The organism is Thermosynechococcus sp. HY596 (assembly GCF_030518715.1).
Taxonomy (GTDB): domain Bacteria; phylum Cyanobacteriota; class Cyanobacteriia; order Thermosynechococcales; family Thermosynechococcaceae; genus Thermosynechococcus.
Genome location: NZ_CP130346.1, coordinates 1,484,052 through 1,503,873, shown reverse-complemented (window position 1 = coordinate 1,503,873; position 19,822 = coordinate 1,484,052). Strand labels below are relative to the sequence as shown.

At 52.7% G+C, this 19,822-nt stretch carries 19 protein-coding genes; 4 read left to right on the top strand and 15 right to left on the bottom strand.

What is annotated here, in order from left to right:
• The first annotated feature begins 46 nt into the window (after nt 1–46).
• Nucleotides 47–1,300, top strand: a complete 1,254-nt coding sequence (locus QYC28_RS07530; RefSeq protein ID WP_302679241.1) for a hypothetical protein — start codon at nt 47–49, stop codon at nt 1,298–1,300.
• Here the strand turns inward: QYC28_RS07530 and QYC28_RS07525 are convergent.
• The 12 genes from QYC28_RS07525 to QYC28_RS07470 form a co-directional block, all read right to left on the bottom strand.
• On the bottom strand, nt 1,297–3,423 hold the full coding sequence (locus tag QYC28_RS07525; protein ID WP_302679240.1) for a glycosyltransferase: 2,127 nt from the start codon (nt 3,421–3,423) through the stop codon (nt 1,297–1,299). The two genes, QYC28_RS07530 and QYC28_RS07525, sit on opposite strands and share 4 nt — an antisense overlap.
• Entirely contained in the window at nt 3,390–3,530 is a 141-nt protein-coding gene (locus tag QYC28_RS07520) for a hypothetical protein (RefSeq protein ID WP_286668559.1), read from the bottom strand. Before QYC28_RS07520 ends, QYC28_RS07525 begins: the two co-directional genes overlap by 34 nt.
• A 412-nt stretch (nt 3,531–3,942) precedes the next feature.
• On the bottom strand, nt 3,943–6,150 hold the full coding sequence (locus QYC28_RS07515; protein ID WP_302679239.1) for a glycosyltransferase family 2 protein: 2,208 nt from the start codon (nt 6,148–6,150) through the stop codon (nt 3,943–3,945).
• A 3-nt stretch (nt 6,151–6,153) separates the two neighbouring features.
• Nucleotides 6,154–7,407: an HlyD family secretion protein gene (locus tag QYC28_RS07510; RefSeq protein WP_302679238.1), complete on the bottom strand. Its 1,254-nt coding sequence runs from the start codon at nt 7,405–7,407 to the stop codon at nt 6,154–6,156.
• The gene (locus tag QYC28_RS07505) at nt 7,404–7,904 is read right to left on the bottom strand and encodes a gamma-glutamylcyclotransferase family protein (protein ID WP_302679237.1); all 501 of its coding nucleotides are present in this window, start codon (nt 7,902–7,904) and stop codon (nt 7,404–7,406) included. Before QYC28_RS07505 ends, QYC28_RS07510 begins: the two co-directional genes overlap by 4 nt.
• Nucleotides 7,904–8,365 carry a tRNA (cytidine(34)-2'-O)-methyltransferase gene (locus QYC28_RS07500; RefSeq protein ID WP_149819613.1) on the bottom strand — a complete coding sequence of 154 codons (462 nt, stop codon included), beginning with the start codon at nt 8,363–8,365 and terminating at the stop codon, nt 7,904–7,906. The genes QYC28_RS07505 and QYC28_RS07500 overlap by 1 nt, the downstream gene beginning before the upstream one ends.
• A gap of 27 nt (nt 8,366–8,392) precedes the next feature.
• The gene (gene lpxA, locus QYC28_RS07495; RefSeq protein WP_190278326.1) at nt 8,393–9,199 is read right to left on the bottom strand and encodes an acyl-ACP--UDP-N-acetylglucosamine O-acyltransferase; all 807 of its coding nucleotides are present in this window, start codon (nt 9,197–9,199) and stop codon (nt 8,393–8,395) included.
• A 12-nt stretch (nt 9,200–9,211) separates the two neighbouring features.
• Nucleotides 9,212–9,673, bottom strand: a complete 462-nt coding sequence (gene fabZ / locus QYC28_RS07490; RefSeq protein WP_149819609.1) for a 3-hydroxyacyl-ACP dehydratase FabZ — start codon at nt 9,671–9,673, stop codon at nt 9,212–9,214.
• A 62-nt stretch (nt 9,674–9,735) separates the two neighbouring features.
• Nucleotides 9,736–10,593 carry a UDP-3-O-acyl-N-acetylglucosamine deacetylase gene (gene lpxC / locus QYC28_RS07485; RefSeq protein WP_149819606.1) on the bottom strand — a complete coding sequence of 286 codons (858 nt, stop codon included), beginning with the start codon at nt 10,591–10,593 and terminating at the stop codon, nt 9,736–9,738.
• 11 nt (nt 10,594–10,604) lie between these two features.
• A complete protein-coding gene (locus tag QYC28_RS07480; protein ID WP_302679236.1) occupies nt 10,605–12,641 on the bottom strand; it encodes a BamA/TamA family outer membrane protein in 2,037 nt (678 codons plus the stop codon).
• A gap of 118 nt (nt 12,642–12,759) precedes the next feature.
• A complete protein-coding gene (locus QYC28_RS07475) occupies nt 12,760–13,341 on the bottom strand; it encodes a thioredoxin family protein (protein WP_149819602.1) in 582 nt (193 codons plus the stop codon).
• A gap of 182 nt (nt 13,342–13,523) precedes the next feature.
• Nucleotides 13,524–13,760: a hypothetical protein gene (locus QYC28_RS07470; protein WP_149819600.1), complete on the bottom strand. Its 237-nt coding sequence runs from the start codon at nt 13,758–13,760 to the stop codon at nt 13,524–13,526.
• Between the two features lie 173 nt (nt 13,761–13,933).
• On the opposite strand from QYC28_RS07470, the gene surE reads away from it, so the two are divergent.
• The gene (gene surE, locus QYC28_RS07465) at nt 13,934–14,737 is read left to right on the top strand and encodes a 5'/3'-nucleotidase SurE (protein WP_286625175.1); all 804 of its coding nucleotides are present in this window, start codon (nt 13,934–13,936) and stop codon (nt 14,735–14,737) included.
• On the opposite strand, the gene xth is transcribed toward surE, so the two are convergent.
• On the bottom strand, nt 14,687–15,508 hold the full coding sequence (xth, locus tag QYC28_RS07460) for an exodeoxyribonuclease III (RefSeq protein WP_286625174.1): 822 nt from the start codon (nt 15,506–15,508) through the stop codon (nt 14,687–14,689). The two genes, surE and xth, sit on opposite strands and share 51 nt — an antisense overlap.
• A gap of 102 nt (nt 15,509–15,610) precedes the next feature.
• Between xth and QYC28_RS07455 the strand changes: the two genes are divergently transcribed.
• Nucleotides 15,611–17,050 carry a DUF3084 domain-containing protein gene (locus QYC28_RS07455; RefSeq protein WP_149819594.1) on the top strand — a complete coding sequence of 480 codons (1,440 nt, stop codon included), beginning with the start codon at nt 15,611–15,613 and terminating at the stop codon, nt 17,048–17,050.
• A 97-nt stretch (nt 17,051–17,147) separates the two neighbouring features.
• Nucleotides 17,148–18,215: a calcium/proton exchanger gene (gene cax, locus QYC28_RS07450; RefSeq protein ID WP_149819592.1), complete on the top strand. Its 1,068-nt coding sequence runs from the start codon at nt 17,148–17,150 to the stop codon at nt 18,213–18,215.
• On the opposite strand, the gene QYC28_RS07445 is transcribed toward cax, so the two are convergent.
• Together QYC28_RS07445 and QYC28_RS07440 are read right to left on the bottom strand one after the other, a co-directional pair.
• The gene (locus QYC28_RS07445) at nt 18,212–19,057 is read right to left on the bottom strand and encodes a transglutaminase family protein (protein ID WP_149819589.1); all 846 of its coding nucleotides are present in this window, start codon (nt 19,055–19,057) and stop codon (nt 18,212–18,214) included. The two genes, cax and QYC28_RS07445, sit on opposite strands and share 4 nt — an antisense overlap.
• A gap of 244 nt (nt 19,058–19,301) precedes the next feature.
• The gene (locus QYC28_RS07440; RefSeq protein ID WP_149819587.1) at nt 19,302–19,607 is read right to left on the bottom strand and encodes a DUF3155 domain-containing protein; all 306 of its coding nucleotides are present in this window, start codon (nt 19,605–19,607) and stop codon (nt 19,302–19,304) included.
• Nucleotides 19,608–19,822: the final 215 nt, after the last annotated feature.

The window sequence follows — 19,822 nt, the reverse complement described above, 5'->3', positions numbered from 1 at the left end:
GGCCCAGTGGCTGGTAGTCTTCTTGCCGTGATTCAAAGCAAAAACTATGGGCGATCGCGAATTAATAGACCAATTTATTAAAGACTTAATTCAGAAAAATTCGCGAATGCTCTCGAATCGGCACCTGCGCGTAGAAACAACCTTTGATGAAGTTCAGTTGATTTCCTACAAAGATGGCATCGTTGCACGGGTGAAAACAGATGCCCCTACCCTTGCCATTGAAGTACGGGATGCATCGCCCTATCGGCCTCTAATTCAAGAGGTAATGGTGGATTATGGTATCTTCCAAGTCGGTGTGGCTCAAACCCCCGGATTTTTACGTTACGAACATCGCACCGTTCCCGAAGGCTATGTGATCCAGTACACCGAAGCGGGAGTGCTGTGGAAAGACCGCTGGGCACGGGGTAAGCGACGCGGCGCTCTGACAGGGGGTAACTCCCTTGGGATGGATGCGATGATTCTCTATCGGGGTACGTGGTATCCCATTCAAAGCGTCAATGCGGCCAATGGCTTTGTTGCCATTCGTACCTTGGGCGGGGAAGCCACCTACAGTGCCTCTGACTTTTTGGTGTGGCTGAAAAAAGAGGAAAAAGACACCGCCGAGAGTCCCAGTCAGATCAGTGCCTACAAACGGGGAGAACGCATGGGAGACATTGACAGCGCCCCCACCCAAATCCTCGATGCTACGGAAATTATGGCTGCCAAGGCCAGTAGCACCCCATCAACGCCAATTGACTCCCCTGCTGGCGAACCGGAGAAGGAAGAAGATCACGCCGTCATTTTGCCGTCAGCGCCACCAGTACCTGCGGTTGCAGCAACAGTTTCAACGCCCCCTGAGCCTGCGCAACCGGTTGAAGCCACCCAAGGGTATCCAGCGGCCAACTACGAGCACGCCGTCGGCTATTCTCACCCCAACTATGATTATTCCCAAGGGTATCCAGCGGCCAACTACGAGCATTCCGTGGGTTATCCCCACCCCAACTATGATTATTCCCAAGGGTATCCAGCGGCCAACTACGAGCATTCTGTGGGCTATCCCCACCCCAACTATGACTATTCCCAAGGGTATCCAGCGGCCAACTACGAGCACTCCGTTGGCTATGCCCATCCCAGTTATGGTCAGCCCTACCCGCCCCAAACCTACCAGCACATTGATCCCAACATTCAGATGGCCTTAACCTATCTCCAATCCAGCTTGGCCTATCTGCTGCAAGTCGAGCCAAAGAATGCCAACGTTCAAGCCGCAGTTCGCGCCACTAGTATGGCGATTCAAAATCTCCTCACCCTTCTCAATGGTTAGCGGCTCTCGGCGAGGGGATGCAGGCGAAGGACACTTTGAATCATTGCCCAAGCGGTTTTAATCTCAGGCACACGAACTTCATCCCATTGGCCGGGTTGACAGTAAAGATAACGAATAAAGCGACGTTGCTTTGGCAAAGAAAAGGGAAGAAACTGCACACCAATCTCTAAAGCCGTGGCGTTTTTTCCTAACGCAACCATTCTTGACCACCGCAGTTGGATCGGTAAGCGCAAGTAGACCAAAGGGCTCGGCGCCAGAAAGTGCAGTTCGCCTCGGGGGTCATCTAACAACGCCGCCGGCAACCTATTGAGACGTATTCGTGCCCCCTCCTCAGACAGGTCAACCGTTTGTCCGCCATAGCAGTTGTCCCCAACGATGAGTTCACAGGGTTCAGAACGCAGGAACCGCGGATGTCGTCGCTGCGGCACATCAATGGCCACCAGAGCACAGACCAAAATCAAGAGAAAGTTGTAGCTAGACCAGACCATGTTAATGGCCAAACTATCGGGATTGACCAGCGTCTCTTGCAAAGGCGAACTCCGCCGAATGAGACCAAACATCATCAGAGCGGCAATGATTAACAAGGGACGAATGACTGGCCAATTAACATTGATGCGATGGGGATCCACAATCCCCTTGGGCGTGACTTTGAAGGTTTTGCCCCTAGGACTGATCAGGGTGCGGATCACTGTGATGGCCATGGGAAAGGCAATGATGGTTTCATAAACATCGGACCAAAAGGCGGAGCGGCGGCCTTCGGTGAGCCAAGAAAAGGCCATGATATTGCCCAAATAGTAGGGACAGTAAAAGTACACTACCTCGTTAATTGTGGCGCGCAGCGGCGCCAGCCCAAAGAGCAAAAAGGCCAAGGGCGCCAGCAAAAAAATAACGCGGGGGATCGACAGCAGCCAATAGAGCACGCCAAGGCTATGGTAAAAACGCTGCAGGAAGTTGAGGTTAGGAATGGTAAAAAAGTTGTCCTTGAGGAACAGTATTTGCAGGGTACCTTGTCCCCACCGCAATCGCTGGTTAATATAGGCGCTGATGGTTTCTGGCGACATTCCTGCTGAGAGGGCTTCATTCAGGTATTTGATCTGATAACCACGCCCCTGCAAATAGAGTGAGGTGAGGTAGTCTTCGGTGATACTGTCGGTGGGAATGCCGCCAATTTCATCGAGGGCACTACGGCGAATCACAAAACAGGTGCCACAACACACAACGGCGTTAAAGAAATCGCGGCTGGGCTGAATGAAGCGGAAAAACAGCGTCTGCTCGTTGTTGAGAATCCCCTCTAGCCCTAGATTCACAGTCACTGGATCCTCATTGAAAAAGTGTTGGGGGGTCTGTACCATTGCCGTTTTCGCATCTTGGAAAAAACCCACCGTGCGGGTGAGAAAGTTGCGACTCGGCACAAAGTCGGCATCAAAGACGGCAATCAACTCCCCCGTGAGCGTGGGCAGTGCATGGTTAATGTTACCGGCTTTGGCATGGCGGTTGTCGGGGCGATCGCGATATTCACAGCCGAGTTCTGCAGCTAGGGCACGCACCGCCGGCCGGCGGGTATCGTCCAGCAAGTAGATGCGCTTGTGGGGGTAGTCCATGGCTTGGCAGGCAATGACTGAACGCCGCAAAATGTCCACCCCTTCGTTGTAGGTGGGCAGAATCACATCCACCCAAGGCAAATACTCACCCCGAATCACGGCTTGGCTTAGGCGATCGGCCTCAGGGCTGCGGTCTTTGGAAAAGATACACAGGGCAAAAAAGCAAATGGTATTTGTTAGGGTCAGTAGTTCAGCGATAAATAACAGAATCGAAATCGTGCCATTGAGGGGATCATCTAGGTTGAGGCTGTTAAAAAAACGCCAGAGGATATACCGCAGTGCCAACAGGGTCAGCCCCAAACCCACAATTAAACGCGACCAAAAATTGGGCTTGGGGGAGATCTCCTTCAGGAAGAACGTAATGGCAATCCAGACTAGTGTGGGCAATAGGAGTGCTTGAAGCGTCGTGCCGTCAGCCCGCAGCAGTGCTTTCCCCTCGTGCCAAAGACCGACTAAGTTGGGTAGAAAGTTTTGCCAATCCAGTTGACTCAGCAGGACGGCCAGAAATGCGCCACTGCCCAACAGTAAAAGCCACAGATCAGGGCTAATACGTCGCGATCGCGCAGGTGCCTGTGGCGTAGGCGGCCTCGATGGCTGAGAAACCCTAGGGGATAGGTTGTTAGTTTCAAGTAGCTTCATGGGAACACAGTCAGTTGGGATGAGGCTCTACATCCTGTACTCACTCAGAGTTGAACAACGCCACGACCTCAAAATTACGATCGGGTGAGCAACTCTTTAGATTTCAACTATTTTCAATGCTTTGATCAATGAGTCTTGGATGTAGCAGTGGTATTAATTGATTTGATGAATAACAACGCTTCTAAATGCAAGATTAATTATCAGCAAAATTTCTGACTGCCTAGAATAATTGCAGCGAATTCGTAGGCTAAAAAATATGGCCGCTTTGGCTTGACAAGAATGGGACAGATGTAATTTTTCACCATGGTGCTAATCCATTTAGGGAACTTACCTCTAGTGTACCCAATGCTTTAGCAAAACTAAGCCTATACCGAAAAATTAAAGCAAAAATTCAACAATGGGCTAGCGACTTTCGGCAAGGGGATGCAGGCGAAAGACACTTTGAATCATTGCCCAAGCGGTTTTGATTTCAGGCACACGAATTTCATCCCATTGTCCCGGTTGGCAGTAGAGGTAGGGGATCAGGCGACGGTGCTCTGCCAAGGATAGATCCACAAAGCGAATTCGCATTTCGACAGGGTTGCTGCTCGCCCCCTGCTGAAGTTGAATCAGGCGCTCCTGATCGTGCCAGCGCAGCTCTGCCGAGAGCCATAGATCTGCGAGTTCGCTAGGAGGCAAGAGGCGAAATTGGGCACTGTAGGTTCCTAATCCCTGCGGCGAAGCATGGTTTTCCTGACAAGTGTCACAGCGGCGGATTTGTAAGCGGGCGCCCTCTTCAGAAATATCCACAGTTTGCCCGACGTAGCGATCGCCCCCAACAATGAGTTCACAGGGTTCAGCCCGCAGAAAGCGAGTAAAACGGCGCTGCGGTACATCAATAGCCACCAGCATACACACCAACAGCAGCGACAGATTATAGATTGACCAGACGATATTTACCGCCAAGCTATCGGGGTTGACAATCGTATCCTGCAGGGGAGAACTGCGCCAGATCAGGCCAACAATCGTCAAAATGGCAATGATCATCAGGGGACGAATCAGCGGCCAGTTGATATTGATGCGATGGGGATCCACCACCCCTTTGGGGGTCACTTTGAAGGTTTTACCCCTCGGACTAATGAGCGTGCGAATCACCGTGATCGCCATCGGAAAGGCAATAATCGTTTCATAGACATCCGACCAAAAAGCGGAGCGGCGACCTTCGGTGAGCCATGAAAAGGCCATGATATTCCCCAGATAGTAGGGAAAGTAAAAGTAAAGAATCTCGTTCACCGTTGCTCGCAAGGGAGCAATACCAAAGAGCAAAAAGGCCAACGGTGCCAAAAGAAAGATCACCCGCGGAATGGAAAGAAACCAGTAGATAATACTCAAGGAATGGGAGAGGCGCTGCGTTAACCGCAGATTAGGGGCAGTGAAAAAGTTGCCCCCCAAAAAGAGCATTTGCAGTGTGCCCTGCCCCCAGCGCAGCCGTTGGTTAATGTAGGCACTAATCGTCTCCGGGGACATCCCCGCCGCCAAGGCTTCATTGAGGTATTTGACGCGATAGCCAAGGCTTTGCAGCTTAATGGTTGTCATGTAGTCTTCGGTGATACTGTCTGTGGGAATGCCACCAATTTCATCGAGGGCACTACGGCGAATCACAAAACAGGTACCACAGCAGACAACGGAGTCCCAGTAGTCACGACTGGGCTGAATAAAGCGAAAGAAAAGGGTTTGCTCATTGTTGAGGATGCCCTCAAGGCCGAGATTGACGGCAACGGGGTCTTCATTGAAAAAATGCTGCGGCGTCTGCACCATTGCCGTCTTGGGATCTTGGAAAAAGCCAACGGTGCGGGTGAGGAAGTTGCGGCTGGGGACAAAATCAGCATCAAAGACTGCTATGAGTTCACCACTAAGGGTGGGCAGCGCATGGTTAATGTTCCCTGCTTTGGCATGGCGGTTGTCGGGGCGATCGCGATATTCACAGCCGAGTTCTGCAGCTAGGGCACGCACCGCTGGCCGACGGGTATCATCGAGCAGGTAAACCCGCTTGTTGGGGTAGTCCATGGCTTGGCAGGCAATCACCGAACGCCGCAAAATATCCACCCCTTCGTTGTAGGTCGGCAAGATCACATCCACCCAAGGCAGATACTCACCGCGAATCACTGCTTGACTGAGGCGATCGGCTGCGGGTGTGCGGTCAATGGAGAAAATACAGTGAAAGAAAAAGGCCACACTATTGAGAACTGTCAGCAATTCTGCCAAAAAGAGAACGACGGAGATCGTGCCATTGAGGGGATCATCCAAGTTGAGGCTATTCAACAGGCGCCAGAGTTCATAGCGAATCCCCAATAGGGCAAGACCCACACTGACAATCAGCCGTGACCAGAAGGTCGGTTTAGGGGAGAGTTCCTTTAGGAGAAACGTGATTGCCAACCAGACAAACGCCGGCAGCAGTAAAGCCTCAAGTGTGGTTCCTTGGGGGCGCATGATGGCTTGTCCGCCCTGCCAAAAACCGACAAGATTCGGCAGCAAATCTCGCCAATCGACTTGCCACAGCAGTACCCCTAGAAGGCCGAGAAAGCCTAGGATCAAAAGCCAGCCATCGGCTTGTAACGACTTGAGGCGCATGATTTAGCTTCCAAAGATCACTTCAACACTTTGACCCACACCACAGAAACGCTCAGCGCTTAAGTCTTCAGGTAGGTTGTTCAGTTGAACGTCAACTGCCAGTTCGTTACGTACCAAGTCGGGAGGGGGCACAGCCACATTTTCACCCACTTCGACTTTACCTGGCCCGCCGCGAATGGCACGGACAATCCCCGTTAGCCGGCGATCGCTCCCATCCAATAAGCGCACTGTTGCTTCCTGACCCACCCGCAGGCGAGGATTATCCCGCTCCGCCACCAAGCCCGTTGCCCAAACATCGCTACAGTCGAGAATTTTAACGATCGGATCCCCTGCGGTCAGGGGAATACCCAAATCCCCTGTTTTGTGGATCACTGACCAAACCACTGCGGTCGTCGGTACTTTCACGGGGGCAAGGCGTTGCAGGGAGAGTTGCTGTTTGATATTGGCAATTTCACGGCGTAACTCGGCAATCGTTGTGGCCACTGCCAAAAGTTCAACATCAATATCAACCAGTTCAGTTTCTAAATCAATGAGGCGGATTTGGGGAAAGCTAAAAGTACGCGAAGCATCCAGTTGCAATCCTTGGCGAGCCGCTTGTAGGGCTGTTTGTTGGCGGCGCAGTTCGGCCTGTTTACTCTCAACAAATTTCGCTGCTTGCTTGGCACGGGAAACGGCTTCATCGGCGAGTTGGCGCGCCACAGCCCCTGTTTCCACTAAGCTGGTATAGCGATCGGCTTCAATGCGGGCAATGGCCAGAGCTTCTTGGGCTTGGCGCAGTTCGCCTAGGGTACGCTGCACTGCCTCTTGGGCAAAGCGAACTTCAAGGGTTTGCTGACTCTGCTGATAGCGATCGAGTTGAGAAATCAGAGCCATACGGCTGTTGCGTTTCTGTTGCAGTCCCCGTTGTTGGGAAAAGGCGACATTGAGTCGAGTTTCAAGGTTCTGGCGATCGGTTTCCAGTTGGGGATTGCGATCGTTGCGAATCGTCCCAATTTCCGTACCGGCATTCAGGCGTTCGCCGGGGCGTAAGTCTTTTAGGGTTAGGGTGCCGGGGATCGTGGCATAGAGGGTAATAATTGTGCCATTGAGGTAGCCGACCCGACTGACCACATTCCGCTGTCGCCACCAGAGGAGATAGACCGCTAAGCCAATGAGCGTCACCCCCAAGCCAATCCGCACTATCCGAAAAATGCGGCGCCGTTTCTCAGTTTGTGGGGGTTTAGTGGCAACTGCACTGGAAGATGATGAGGTATTCATATTCGATTTTTCCACTGCCACAGCTCAGCAACATACTCAACAGGAAGCCCATGCTCCTTTGCCCCTTGGAGAATTGTCTCTAAATAGTCGGCTGAAGGCCACAGGGTTTCATCAATAAAATCCTCCCCTGCCACATAAGTCAGAGCTGTTATCGCCTGACCCGTGGACGTTATGACTCTAACAAATTCATGACGGTAATGTCCCCACTTAACACCTTCGTAAAAATCTAAGCGTTCAATGTCTGCTTCTGTGCAGCGATAAATCACACCCCAAACAGAAGGGTGAGGATCAGGGACAACATTTGCTTTGCCAGTGCCATCATTACTGCGTTTATTGAACACAAGGCGATAGCCCCGCAGTTCAGCAACTTCAGCAGTGGGGACGGTACCGATGCGACGTTTTTTTTGGGCGGTACAGAGGTTGCTGCCGTAGGCAAAGTACCAGATACAGCCGTTGTCTAAAATATGGGAATCATCAAGGGGGAGTGATTCGGTCATCAAGCAGTTGAGGAATAGAGTTGGCGGTAAACTTCCATGAGGGCGATCGCCACCGAAGCCGAGAGATTCAAACTGCGCACCGCCGGCTGCCACATGGGAATTTTCAAAAAGGCGTCACAGGTCGCTAAGACTTCGGCGGGGATGCCATCGGGTTCGCTGCCAAAGATCAGCCAATCACTCTCAGCAAAGCTAAAGTCCCAGTAAATCTGTTGGGCTGAAGGCTCAAAGGCAATCAGACGCCCCCCGCTATGGGTGGTTTTGAGGAACGTCGGCCAGTCGGGGTGGCAGTGCAAGGTGACATAGGGCCAGTAATCAAGACCAGCTCGCTTGAGGTAGCGATCGCTGAGTTCAAAGCCCAAGGGTTCAATCAGATGCAGTGGTGTGTGGGTGGCAGCACAGGTGCGGGCAATATTGCCTGTATTCGGGGGAATTTGGGGATGGACAAGCACCACAGCAGGCATGGCGTTGAGTCAGTGGCAACTAGAGACTTAATCCGTTGTCGCCCGGCCACTGGGGGTTAAGCCGCGCCGTCCCTCTTCGCGGGCATAGGCTAAAAAGCGCTGTAGATGCTCTAAATACTCAGAAGGGGGTAGGGTTGCTAATTGGGCGATCGCCTGGGCAAGAGGTAACTCACGACGATAGAGAATCCGAAACGCCTCCTTGAGGTCGCGCATTTCTGCGTCTGTGACGCCTGCCCGCCGCAGTCCCACCTGATTGAGGGCACGAACCCGCGCCGGATGACCTTCCACCAGCATATAGGGGGGCACATCCCGATCTACCCGTGCCATGGCTCCCACCATTGCCAAGCGACCAATATGGACAAACTGATGAATGCCCACCATACCGCCAATGCGGGCCTTTGATTCAATGCAAACATGGCCAGCGATCGAGGCCGCATTCGTAATTACCACCTGATCCTCAATCACACAATCATGGGCCACATGGACATAGGCCAGCAGTAGATTATGGTTACCAATGATCGTGGCATCCCCTTCACCATTGGCGCGGTTAATCGTCACAAACTCGCGAATCGTGTTGTAGTCACCAATGCGCAGGGCACTATTGGCACCCGTATATTTTTGATCCTGAGAAGCCGTGCCGATGATCGCTCCCGGAAAGATACGATTACCTACCCCCACCTCCGTTGGCCCTTCAATAATCACGTGGGCACCAATTTCGGTATGGGCACCAACGCGCACCTGTTCACCAATCACGGCATAGGGGCCGACCCGAACTGTGGGATGTAGCTCGGCACTGGGATGAATGACAGCAGTAGGATGGATCAGTGTTTGCATCATTGATTGTGACTAGTCCACCAGCGAGAACATCATCTCGCCCTCACAGACCAATTGACCATTCACCTCAGCCCGTCCTTGCATTTTGCCGATGCGCTGCTGCTTGACAACAAGAAGCTCGGCCCGCAGGATTAACTGATCGCCGGGGACGACGGGACGGCGAAAGCGCACCTTATCAATGCCCGCAAACACAGAAAGCTTATCCTTTGCCCAGTTCATCTGCATCAGGACAACCCCTCCCACTTGGGCAAGGGCTTCCACAATGAGCACCCCCGGCATAATTGGGCGACCGGGAAAGTGCCCTTGGAAAAAGGGTTCGTTGATCGTGACGTTTTTCAGCCCCACGGCATACTTTTCTGGCACATAGTCAATGATCCGATCCACCAGCAAAAAGGGGTAGCGGTGGGGAAGCAACTGCTGAAGATCGGTAACCGTCAGCACAGTGGTCGGTGGGGAGTCAGTCAACGTTGGCATAGGGGTAGGTGTCGGCTGCACATCAAAGATATACACAAATCATAGGGGAGAATGGTTTTCTACTAAACCATCTGTTGGGCGATCGCCCGTGCCAATTGGGTATGCAGATGATGACTCGCCCGATAGGCAACATAATGCGCGATGGGGGGTGTCCCTAGGAGGGCTAAATCTCCCCAAAGATCGAGTAACTTGTGGCGAACGGGTTCATCGGCAAAGCGTAACGGCGGGTTGACCCAACCACTGGCACTGCACACCAGAGCATTCTCTAAACTGCCCCCCTGAATCAGGCCTTGGCTGCGCAGATACTCCACTTGTTCGGCAAAACCAAAGGTACGGGCAGGGGCAACGGCCACCGCTAGTTCTGAAGGGGTAAAGCTACACCACTGGCGACCAATCGCCGCATAGGGGAAGTCAATGCCATAGGTGAGGCGCAGCTCAGGAGCAGGAATGGCACTGACAAAGGCTGCCCCTTCGTAAATGGTGACAGGTTCCTTCAAGATGACTGCTGGCCGAGGAATCTCCTGAGGGACAACACCGACCCTTTGAATGCCTTCTAACCAAGGTTGCGCCGAGCCATCGAGCACCGGCACCTCAGCGCCTGTGATCTCAATCGTGACATTATCAATACCAGCGATCGCCAGCGCTGCCAAGAGATGTTCAACCGTGCGCACACTGGCGCCATTGGCGACCAACTCCGTTGCCAACTGAGTGGATTGAACCGCATCAATCTGAGCAGGAATCACGGGCTGTCCCTCCAGATCAAGGCGCACAAAGTGCCGTCCCGTGTTGGCGGGTGAGGGTTTCAAGGTCACTTCAACTAATTGACCAGAATGCAAACCTACCCCTGACCATTGGGCAGCCTTTCCAAGAGTTTGCTGTGCAGTTGCAGTCGGTGCCGTTGGTACAGAGGTCGTTACCATGGGTATTTCTCCTAGAAGCGTTCGCCAATGCCAAAGCTGAAGGCGCTGCCCCCTTCATTATTCCAGCCAAAGTCAATGCGGATATTGCCTAGGGGGGTATTCACCCGCAGGCCGCCGCCATAGCCTAGCCCCTCGCCGGGTTTACCGCGCACAATCCCCGGCTGACCGGGTACGCTGCGTTGGGTGCCGAGCAAACTGGCTCCATCCACAAAGAGGGCGCCACCAACAATATTAAAAATTGGGAACCGATACTCTATTGTCCCTTGCACAAAGGCGCGCCCGGAGCCGATCGCCCCCTCTTCCCAACCGCGCACGGAGTTGGCACCGCCAATCGTAAAGGATTCATAGGGGGGCAAATCACCAAAAATATTGCCCGCTTGGATATTGAAGGCAAGGGTTTGTGGCCCCTCAATCCGCAGAAACTTCACGGGGATATAGAAGCTATAACTGCCCCGCACCCGATTCATGAGAATATTGCCCGCCCCAATAGGAAGCGACTGATCTACCCCCAAACGGATCACTTGGCCACTCGTCGGCCGCAGGGGATCATTACGCAAGTCCCGCAGAATTGCTGCTTGCACCGTAAACAGGTCATTAAAACCACGGCAAACACCATTGTCTGGAAAGGTTAAGCAGTTGCCTAAAGCATCCGTATTAAAGCGGCTAAAACCACTGTCTAGGGAGGTAACCCGCTGATATTGCAGCCCCAAGGAACCGGTCCAAGCGGTGCGTATCTGATCCCGATCCTTCGTAAAGGGTCGCGTAAAGAAGACGGCACTCCCCAAGCGGTTAATCCGCGGAAAGTCACCATTGGGCAAGCGAACATCAATTGGGCCATTGGTGAAGGTGGTGGGCACTGTCAGGCGGTTAAAGGCACTCACGGTATAGGAGGTGCGGTAGGGATCCCCCTTAATCCAAGGATCGGTAAAGTTAATGTCAAAGAGAAACTCCCCTTCAGTCCCCCCTTGGGCTTCAACACCAAATTTCCAGTTGCGACCAAAGAGGTTGTTTTGTTGGAATGCCACTGTGCCAAATAGCCCTGCAGCGGAACTATACCCCGCCCCAGCGGAAATACTGCCCGTATTGCGCTCTCTGATATTGAGAATTAGGTTCACTTTGCGTGGGTCTTGACCCGGTTCAAGGGCAACTTGCACATCTTCAAAGAGTCCCAGTTCAAAGAGGCGTCGCAAATCTGCTTGCACAGTATTTTGGTTGAGGACAACGCCGGGCTGGGTGTCCATTTCACGGCTAATCACAAAGTCACGGGTACGCTGTTTTGTCGGCTCTCCTTCTTTATTAAGGAAACGATAGGTGACCGCTTCAACCACCCCTTCAGCCACCTGCAACGTCACGACGCCATCGGGATCCACTTGGGGGGTGCCAACCACCTGCCCCAAGATATAGCCATTGTCCCTATAGAACCGGTTGATTTGCTCAATGCCAGACTGTAGCTCTCTGAGGTTGAGCGTGCGACCAATTTGCGGGGCAAAAATCTCGTTGACCTTTTCTGGGGTGAGTACCTGATTGCCCGCTACTTGAACGGCTCGCAGTACTGGATAGGGGCGCACGACAAATGTAATCCGCACACCGAGGGGGGTATCGCTGGGGACGGCATTGACATCAGCAAAAAAGCCCGTAGCAAAGATGGCGTTGGTATCCTCTTGTAGTTGCGTGCGGGTGGTGGTACTGCTAGGGCGAGTGCGAATGACTTGATACACCAATTGTTCAAGTTCGGGTGTGGCGCCTTCAACCACCACTTCCGCAATCAGAACTTGGGGTTCATCAGCGGGGGGCTGACTCACAGGCGGCGGGGTGGGCGGTGCTGGGGTTGCTGCGGGAGGGCTTTCAGGCGCAGGCTCTGCCGCTGGTGGCGTTGGGGATGCTGGAGTTTCCGCAGGTTGGTTTTCAGGAGGCGTGGGGGCTTCTTGGCCACGACTGGGACTCAAAGGACCGAGGGCGATCGCCACGGTTGCCATTGCCACTGCTACCGTTTTCAGGGCAGCCCCCATTGGCTGCATTCGCACTGGCGAAAAAAGTTGGTTATTCACTGCTCACACCTAAAAAACAAATCGCGTCAATACAGCCAAACCCATTGGCATTGATATAACAGTAGGTTAACGACTCAAAAGCGGCAATAAAAGTGCCCCTCTCTTTACCTTTCCAACATTAGCCGTAATAGGCGGGTTCATTCCCCGGTTTCCACTTGATATTACAGCCAAGACTCGGTTTTTGATCCTCGCTGGGGGTTTGACCAGCTAACACGGCATCAATGGCTGCACGCAAGTCTTTCCCAGTCACCGGTAAGCCATTCTGGGGGCGGCTATCATCGAGCTGTCCGCGATACACAAGCTTGCGATCGCCATCAAAGAGGAAGAAGTCGGGTGTACAGGCTGCCGTGTAAGCCTTGGCCGTTTCTTGGCTCTCGTCGTAACAAAGCGGAAATGTAAACCCTAGTTCAGTGGCCATCGCCTTCAGGGACTCTGGGGCATCATCGGGATAGTTGGCAGCGTCATTGGCACTAATGGCAACAATTCCTAGGCCAGTGTCTTTGTAGTCGCGCCCCAGCTTCGCCAATTCCTCTTGGACGTGTTTTACATAGGGGCAGTGGCGACAAATAAACATCACCAGTAGGGCTTTCTTATCGGCAAAGCTACTGAGGGAAATCGTTTGCCCACTCACCACATCGGGCAGCTGAAAATCGGGAGCAACAGTACCAAGGGCAAGCATCGTGGACTCTGTCCGCGCCATAAAACCTCCTGAGAACGCTGGCAAGAGTGTTACAAATAGCAATATCGTCCCTAGTGTACTCTGTTGCGATCGTTCCTCAAAGTGGTGAGAGGAGCAACTCCCCTAACCAACGCAAAAAGCAGCAAGATCACTCCTGCTTAGATATCATAGGTTTTAATTTTTGAGCACAGAGAAAAATTGCTTTAGCCAATATAGCTTTGACGGGAGACGTGCTTCTCAAAGGTGGCTTGGGTTTGATGGAGAAGTTGCTCGCGGCTGTCGCTGGTGTGTTTCAGGGCAGGCACCAAATTGCGCGCTTGGAGTGCCATGTGCAGTTGCAAATGGGCAACGTATTCGCTGAGGTCTTCACGGAGTAACGGATGACTTTGATGCACAGACACAGTGTTCTCCTTCAACTGATGGTTCAGTAGGCGTTCCATAGATCCTATCAATCCCTAAAGGCGGTCATGTCAGGAATGGTGCGTTCAAACTGTTCGGCAGGGTGGGGTGCGTCACTTAACCCTTTTAGAGGTTAACATTTCTCAGGGAGGGTGTTGCGATTTGCAATCAACTGTAATGTTTTGCCAATACTTCACGATTCAGGGGGCAGGAAATGCGGTTACTCATTGCCAATGATGATGGGGTCTTTGCCCCCGGCATTCGGACGTTAGCAGATACGCTGGCGATCGCTGGCCATGAAGTCGTGGTTGTGTGTCCGGATCGCGAACGCTCTGCTACAGGGCATAGCCTCACGGTCTTTGATCCGATTCGCGCCGAAGTCGTTAGCGATCGCTTTCACCCTAGTATTAAGGCGTGGGCCTGCTCCGGTACCCCCTCCGACTGTGTCAAACTCGCCCTTGGTGCCCTCCTAGAGGCACCCCCAGATTTTGTCGTTTCTGGGATTAACCAAGGCTCCAACCTCGGCACGGATATTCTTTACTCCGGCACGGTGTCTGCTGCCATGGAGGGGGTGATTGAGGGAATTCCCAGTATTGCCATTAGCCTCACCAGTTTCACAGTTCATGACTTTCAGCCAGCCGCTGACTTTGCCAGTCGTCTGCTCAAGGCACTGGAAACCGCCCCCCTGCCCCCAAAGATGCTCCTCAATGTGAATGTGCCGGCTCTGCCTGCCAGTGAAATTGCTGGCGTTGTCATTACACGACAGGGGATTCGCCGCTACCATGACCTGTTCCAGAAGCGCATTGACCCTCGCGGCAAAACCTACTACTGGCTCGCTGGTGAAGTGGTTGAAGAATATCCCCAAGACCCCAATCAAGCCCCCACGGATGTGGAAGCCATTGCCCAAAATCTGATTAGTATCACACCGCTGACCTTTGATCTCACCTACGGCCAAGGGGTTCAGGATTTAACCGAGTGGCTGCGCCAGCCCACTGTACAGCCCCTTTTCAATCTCTAAAACCACCGGTGCATGGTCACTGGGTTTCGCTAACCGCCGAGGGGCAGTATCAATATAACAGTTGCAGGCACAGGCTTTGATGCCAGGGGTAATGTAGAGGTGATCAATGCGCCAGCCGTGATTGCGGCGAAAGGCATTAGTGCGATAATCCCACCAAGAGTAGTGCCCAGGCGCCTCGGTAAAGTGGCGAAAGGCATCGTGGAAGCCAAGGTCGCGAATGGCCGCTAACAGGTTGCGTTCGGCATCGGTGGCTCCCACTTTTGTGGCGCGATCGCTGGCATCAAAAAGGTCTTTATCTTCTGGAGCAATATTAAAATCACCACAGAGAATCACCTCCCCTTGGGCAGTGAGCTGCTCGAGATAGACATGGAGGGTTTTTAACCAGTGCAGCTTATAGTGGTATTTCTCACTGTCGTACTCTCCGCCGTTGGGAATATAGACATTTACCAAGGTGACATCAGGAGCTAATTGGGCGCGAATCAGTCGTTTTTGCGTATCCAACTCACTGTGACTGGGTAATTGGGGGGCAAAGCCTGCTTCTACGCCCGCAAGGGGCTGACGACTGAGAATGGCCACCCCGTTGTAGGCCTTTTGGCCACTACAATAAACTTGATAGCCACGATCCAGAAAGGGCTGACGCGGGAACTCAGCATCTGTGACTTTGGTCTCTTGAAGACAGAGATAGTCCACTCCAGTGGTGTCTAACCAGTGGCACACATGGTCAAGGCGGGTGCGAATTGAGTTGACGTTCCAAGTAGCAATTTTTGGCATCGGTTGATTTCAGTCAAAGTGATTTGCCCAAACCGTTATAGGGGGCAGCATCGGCACATACTGTAGAAAGTATAGTTGGGGAGTGGCAGCAGTACCCGAAATATGGCTGGGTATGTTCTGGTCTTGGCCGTGATTATTCTTGGGGGCGCGATCGCGACAGTGGGCGATCGCCTAGGCTCAAAAGTGGGCAAAGCCCGATTGAGCTGGTTTAATTTGCGGCCTCGCCAGACGGCTGTCCTGATTACCATTCTCACAGGCAGCTTAATTTCTGCCTCCACCCTTGCCATCCTCTTTGCCCTCAGCCGTGAATTGCGCGATGGCGTGCTGCGCATTGATACGATTCGCCGTCAACAAGCGGCTGCGGAACAAGAACTCGCCGAAACCCGTGCCCAAAAGGATGAAATTGAGGCGGAACTGGCACAATCCCAAATTGAACTGGCCAACATTCGCCAACGCCTTAGTCAAACCAACCAAGTCCTAGAGCAGGCCGTCAATCGTCAAACCCTCACAGAAGCAGAACTCAAGCAACTTCAAGACCGCTACACCCAAGCCCAAAAAGACCTCGAAAACTTTGAAGCCCAAGGGGCACGCCTGCGGCAAGAAATTCAGCGTTTGCAACGGGAGCGACAAGCCATCCAAGGCCGCCTCGAGGATGTGGCTGGCCAAAAAGCAGCCCTAGAAACCGCCATTCGCACGGCTCAACAGCGCCTTGCCGAGGTGGAAGGTCAAAAGGATCGTCTCCAAGCAGAGATTGATCGCATTCAGGATCAACTGGCCGTTGCCAATCAGCAGCAGCAGGTGTTACGGAATCAACAGCGCACGCTTCAGCAGGAAATTGCTGCCCTTGAGGCCAGTCGCCAACGCCTTGAGGAAAACGTGAGCATCCTTTTGCTAGGATTACGGCGGGGGACGATCGCCATTCGCACGGGGCAAGTCTTGGCCTCTGCGGTGATTCAAAATGTCAAAGATTCGGCTCAAGCCACCCAAGTCATTGAAGAACTCCTGCGGCAAGCGCGGCGCAATGCCATTGTCCTCAACAATCCCCAGAATCTAAAACCAACGGATCAGGTGATTCAAATTACCACCGAAGACGTGAACCGCCTGCGCAGCCAAATTAGTGATGGCCAGCCCTATGTGGTGCGCATTTTAGCTGCGGCCAATTATCTACAGGGAGAAAGCAATATTCTTGTAGTGCCCCAAGTGGCGCGCAATCAGGAGGTTTTCCGCGAGGGTGAGAATCTGGCTACCATTTCCTTGGATCCGAGCCAGATGACCGATGAGCAAATTTTGCAACGCTTGGATCAGTTGTTTACGGTCAGTAATCAGCGGGCGATCGCCTCTGGCGTGCTCCCAGATCCGGTCACTGGCAGTGTTGGCTCCTTTCGCCAAATTGAGCTGGTGAAATTTGTCCTCGACCTCAAAGATCACCAAGGGACGATTGATATTAGCGCGGTCACCCCCACGTCCGTTTATACCGCTGGCCCTCTCACCCTCTCCCTTGTTGCCCGCCAAAATCAGCGAGTGATCCTGCGCAGTGGTTAGGCATCAGCATCATTGCCCACGAATTGGGCTGGATTCATCAAACCGCAGGCTAGGATAGAGGAGATTTTTCTCCGTTCACCATGTAAGGGGTGCCCCCATGAAGCGACTGGTTTCGATTGGTTTTTTGGTGTTCATTCCCCTCTCCATTGCTGCTGAAAAATTGGAATGGGGCGCCCTCACGGTTTTTGTTTTGGCGGCACTGGCGATCGTGCCCTTGGCGATTTGGTTGAGCACCGCAACGGAGGAGGTGGCTCTGGCCACTGGACCAACCATTGGTGGCCTCTTGAATGCCCTCTTTGGCAATGCAACGGAACTGATTATTGCTATTGTGGCGCTGCAAGCGGGTTTAGTGGATATTGTCAAAGCCAGTATTACGGGCACCCTGATGGCGAACCTTTTGCTGGTGATGGGGTTATCCATGCTGCTGGGGGGCATTCGCTACAAGGAGCAATCCTTTGCCCCAGTGGTGGCACGGGTGAATGCTTCCTCGATGACGGTGGCGATCGCCGCGATTCTCCTACCGGCAATGGTCATTTACACCTCCAGCAGTGTGCCGCCAACCGCAATTTCCAAAATGTCAGTCGTGGCCGCAATCATTCTGATTCTGGTCTATGGACTAACGTTACTCTTTTCTTTGAAAACCCACAGCTATCTTTACGATGTCAGCCAGGTGGAACTGGGGGACGAAGCGGGGCACCATGAAAAGCCGAACCTGCCCCTGTGGATCACGGTTCTAATGATTGCCACGATTGGCGTAGCCTTTGAGTCAGAAATTTTTGTCGGCGCAGTTGAAGCAGCAACGGAGGGCTTGGGTCTAACGCCCCTATTTACTGGGGTCATCCTCTTGCCGTTGGTGGGTGGTGCAGCGGAATATGTGACTGCGGTGGGGGTTGCCCTGAAAAACAATATGGATTTGTCCGTGTCCATCGCCTTGGGTTCATCCCTCTTGGTGGCGCTCTTGGTGGCACCTGTGCTGGTGCTGATTGGCCAGTTTATTGGTCAGCCGATGGATTTAAACTTTAGTCTTTTTGAAGTGGTGACGGTGATTATTGCGGTCGTGATTGCTAATGTGATTAGCCTAGATGGCCGCTCCAACTGGCTAGAGGGGGCGCTGCTGTTGGCCACCTATGGGATTCTCGGCACCGCCTTTTTCTTCCATACTTAGGAGAGGCGCTGAATCTGTAGTTGATAGGTCATGGTTGAGGTCACCCCCTGTCCCCGCAGGGCACCTTGAATGGGGGCAGCATCTGCCGGATCAGCGGCAGCCACAAGGGCAATGTGGCGATCGCTCACCGCTAGGCCGTGGGTGGGATCATAGCCGCGCCAGCCTGCCCCCGGCAAATACACTTCTACCCAAGCATGGAGGTGCCGTTCAGGATTATCCAAGTCTCCTTCCTGATAGCCACTGACAAACCGCGCCGCTAAGCCCACAGCCCGACAGGCATGGATAAACAAGACGGCCGTATCGCGACAGGAACCCATTTGTTTTGCCCAAGTCACACAGGGGGGCCAAGGGGCACCGGTTTCACGAATTTGGTGCTGACAGATACGGTAAATTTTGTTATTGAGGTCACTGAGAAATGTGAGGACACTGCCATCGCCACTGGCTAAAATTTGCCAAGCCAATTCATAGGCAACAGGATCCACTGACGGTGATAGATAGGGATGCAGGCTAGTTGCCAGTCGCTGCGGATAGTTAAAAGGGAGGGTGACTGCCCACGAGTCAAGCAGATAGTTAAAGGGGTTGTCGCAATAGGTTTCTACTTCAGAGGTGACCTGAATCATCAGGGAGGTGGTGGGCTGTGGTGACCACCAGTAGCGTTGAATGTGATTGCCATGGACATCGAGGACAGTACTTTGGCCTTGGGGAGTTGGTAAAATTTGGAGGGAGAGCGATCGCAGGCGTTGGTGGCCATCACTACGCGGGATCAAGCGTAAATCATGGGGGGCAAGGGCAACAGGGGCGCTGTAGGTGTAGGTAGTTTGATGATAAATGCGGTATTCCATTTCATATCTAAAAGGAAGCCGCCCGAACCAATAACTGTCCAGGCGGGGTGTGGTGTGAGGAGTGAACGGAAACGTGCGTCTCCGCTATTTCTATTGTAGGGGACAGTTTCCAAATTGCCATAAGTAAATGGCGTAAAAAGATCAAATCTTTAGACCACACCCTAGATCCTCTCACTACCAAAGCAAAAAGAGTCAAGAACAGATCCTGACTCCTCAATAAAACAGACGTTTGTAAAAAAACAGCCTAACGAGTCGTGGCTGCCATTTTCTCTTCTGCCAGTTCCCTTAGGCTAGGGAATAAAAAGTGGTTTTCTTCAACGTACTGCGCACCAAACAAGCCCTTTTCTGCCCAGAAGTAGCGATCGGTGGTGTGCTCATTCCGCTTAACAAGAAGTAAAGCGGGTGGGGTGATCCCCTTGGCTTGAATAAATTTTCGTGCCGCTGTCACAGGTTTATCTTCGCCACTTTCGATGCTATATTGAGGTACGCACTCAAGGATTTTGCGTCCTTCGAGACGCCGCCGGCTCTTCCGCTTCCGTCTTCTGGCCAAGTTGCCTTACCTCCTTTGCCTTCAAAGAACTGTTATTGAGTTTACAAAAGTCGCTCTTTAGTATATCTGGTGTATTCTAGAATTTCAACTTTCCTTAATTTATCGAAACACGATTTATTGACGGGACAACGATCCCCAGCTTAGGATCAACGCTTTGCTGATCCCAGTGCCCCCACTATAGCAAATTGTGCCACTTGAGAAAGTGGTTCCTTCCA

Coding starts and splice junctions, on each gene's coding strand:
- QYC28_RS07475 (WP_149819602.1), bottom strand. CDS start 13,341: ATGGCGCGGACAGAGTCCACGATGCTTGCCCTTGGTACTGTTGCTCCC.
- surE (WP_286625175.1), top strand. CDS start 13,934: ATGCGGTTACTCATTGCCAATGATGATGGGGTCTTTGCCCCCGGCATT.
- cax (WP_149819592.1), top strand. CDS start 17,148: ATGAAGCGACTGGTTTCGATTGGTTTTTTGGTGTTCATTCCCCTCTCC.
- fabZ (WP_149819609.1), bottom strand. CDS start 9,673: ATGCCAACGTTGACTGACTCCCCACCGACCACTGTGCTGACGGTTACC.
- QYC28_RS07470 (WP_149819600.1), bottom strand. CDS start 13,760: ATGGAACGCCTACTGAACCATCAGTTGAAGGAGAACACTGTGTCTGTG.
- lpxA (WP_190278326.1), bottom strand. CDS start 9,199: ATGCAAACACTGATCCATCCTACTGCTGTCATTCATCCCAGTGCCGAG.
- QYC28_RS07505 (WP_302679237.1), bottom strand. CDS start 7,904: ATGACCGAATCACTCCCCCTTGATGATTCCCATATTTTAGACAACGGC.
- QYC28_RS07455 (WP_149819594.1), top strand. CDS start 15,611: ATGGCTGGGTATGTTCTGGTCTTGGCCGTGATTATTCTTGGGGGCGCG.
- lpxC (WP_149819606.1), bottom strand. CDS start 10,593: ATGGTAACGACCTCTGTACCAACGGCACCGACTGCAACTGCACAGCAA.
- QYC28_RS07510 (WP_302679238.1), bottom strand. CDS start 7,407: ATGAATACCTCATCATCTTCCAGTGCAGTTGCCACTAAACCCCCACAA.
- QYC28_RS07445 (WP_149819589.1), bottom strand. CDS start 19,057: ATGGAATACCGCATTTATCATCAAACTACCTACACCTACAGCGCCCCT.
- QYC28_RS07515 (WP_302679239.1), bottom strand. CDS start 6,150: ATGCGCCTCAAGTCGTTACAAGCCGATGGCTGGCTTTTGATCCTAGGC.
- xth (WP_286625174.1), bottom strand. CDS start 15,508: ATGCCAAAAATTGCTACTTGGAACGTCAACTCAATTCGCACCCGCCTT.
- QYC28_RS07500 (WP_149819613.1), bottom strand. CDS start 8,365: ATGCCTGCTGTGGTGCTTGTCCATCCCCAAATTCCCCCGAATACAGGC.
- QYC28_RS07530 (WP_302679241.1), top strand. CDS start 47: ATGGGCGATCGCGAATTAATAGACCAATTTATTAAAGACTTAATTCAG.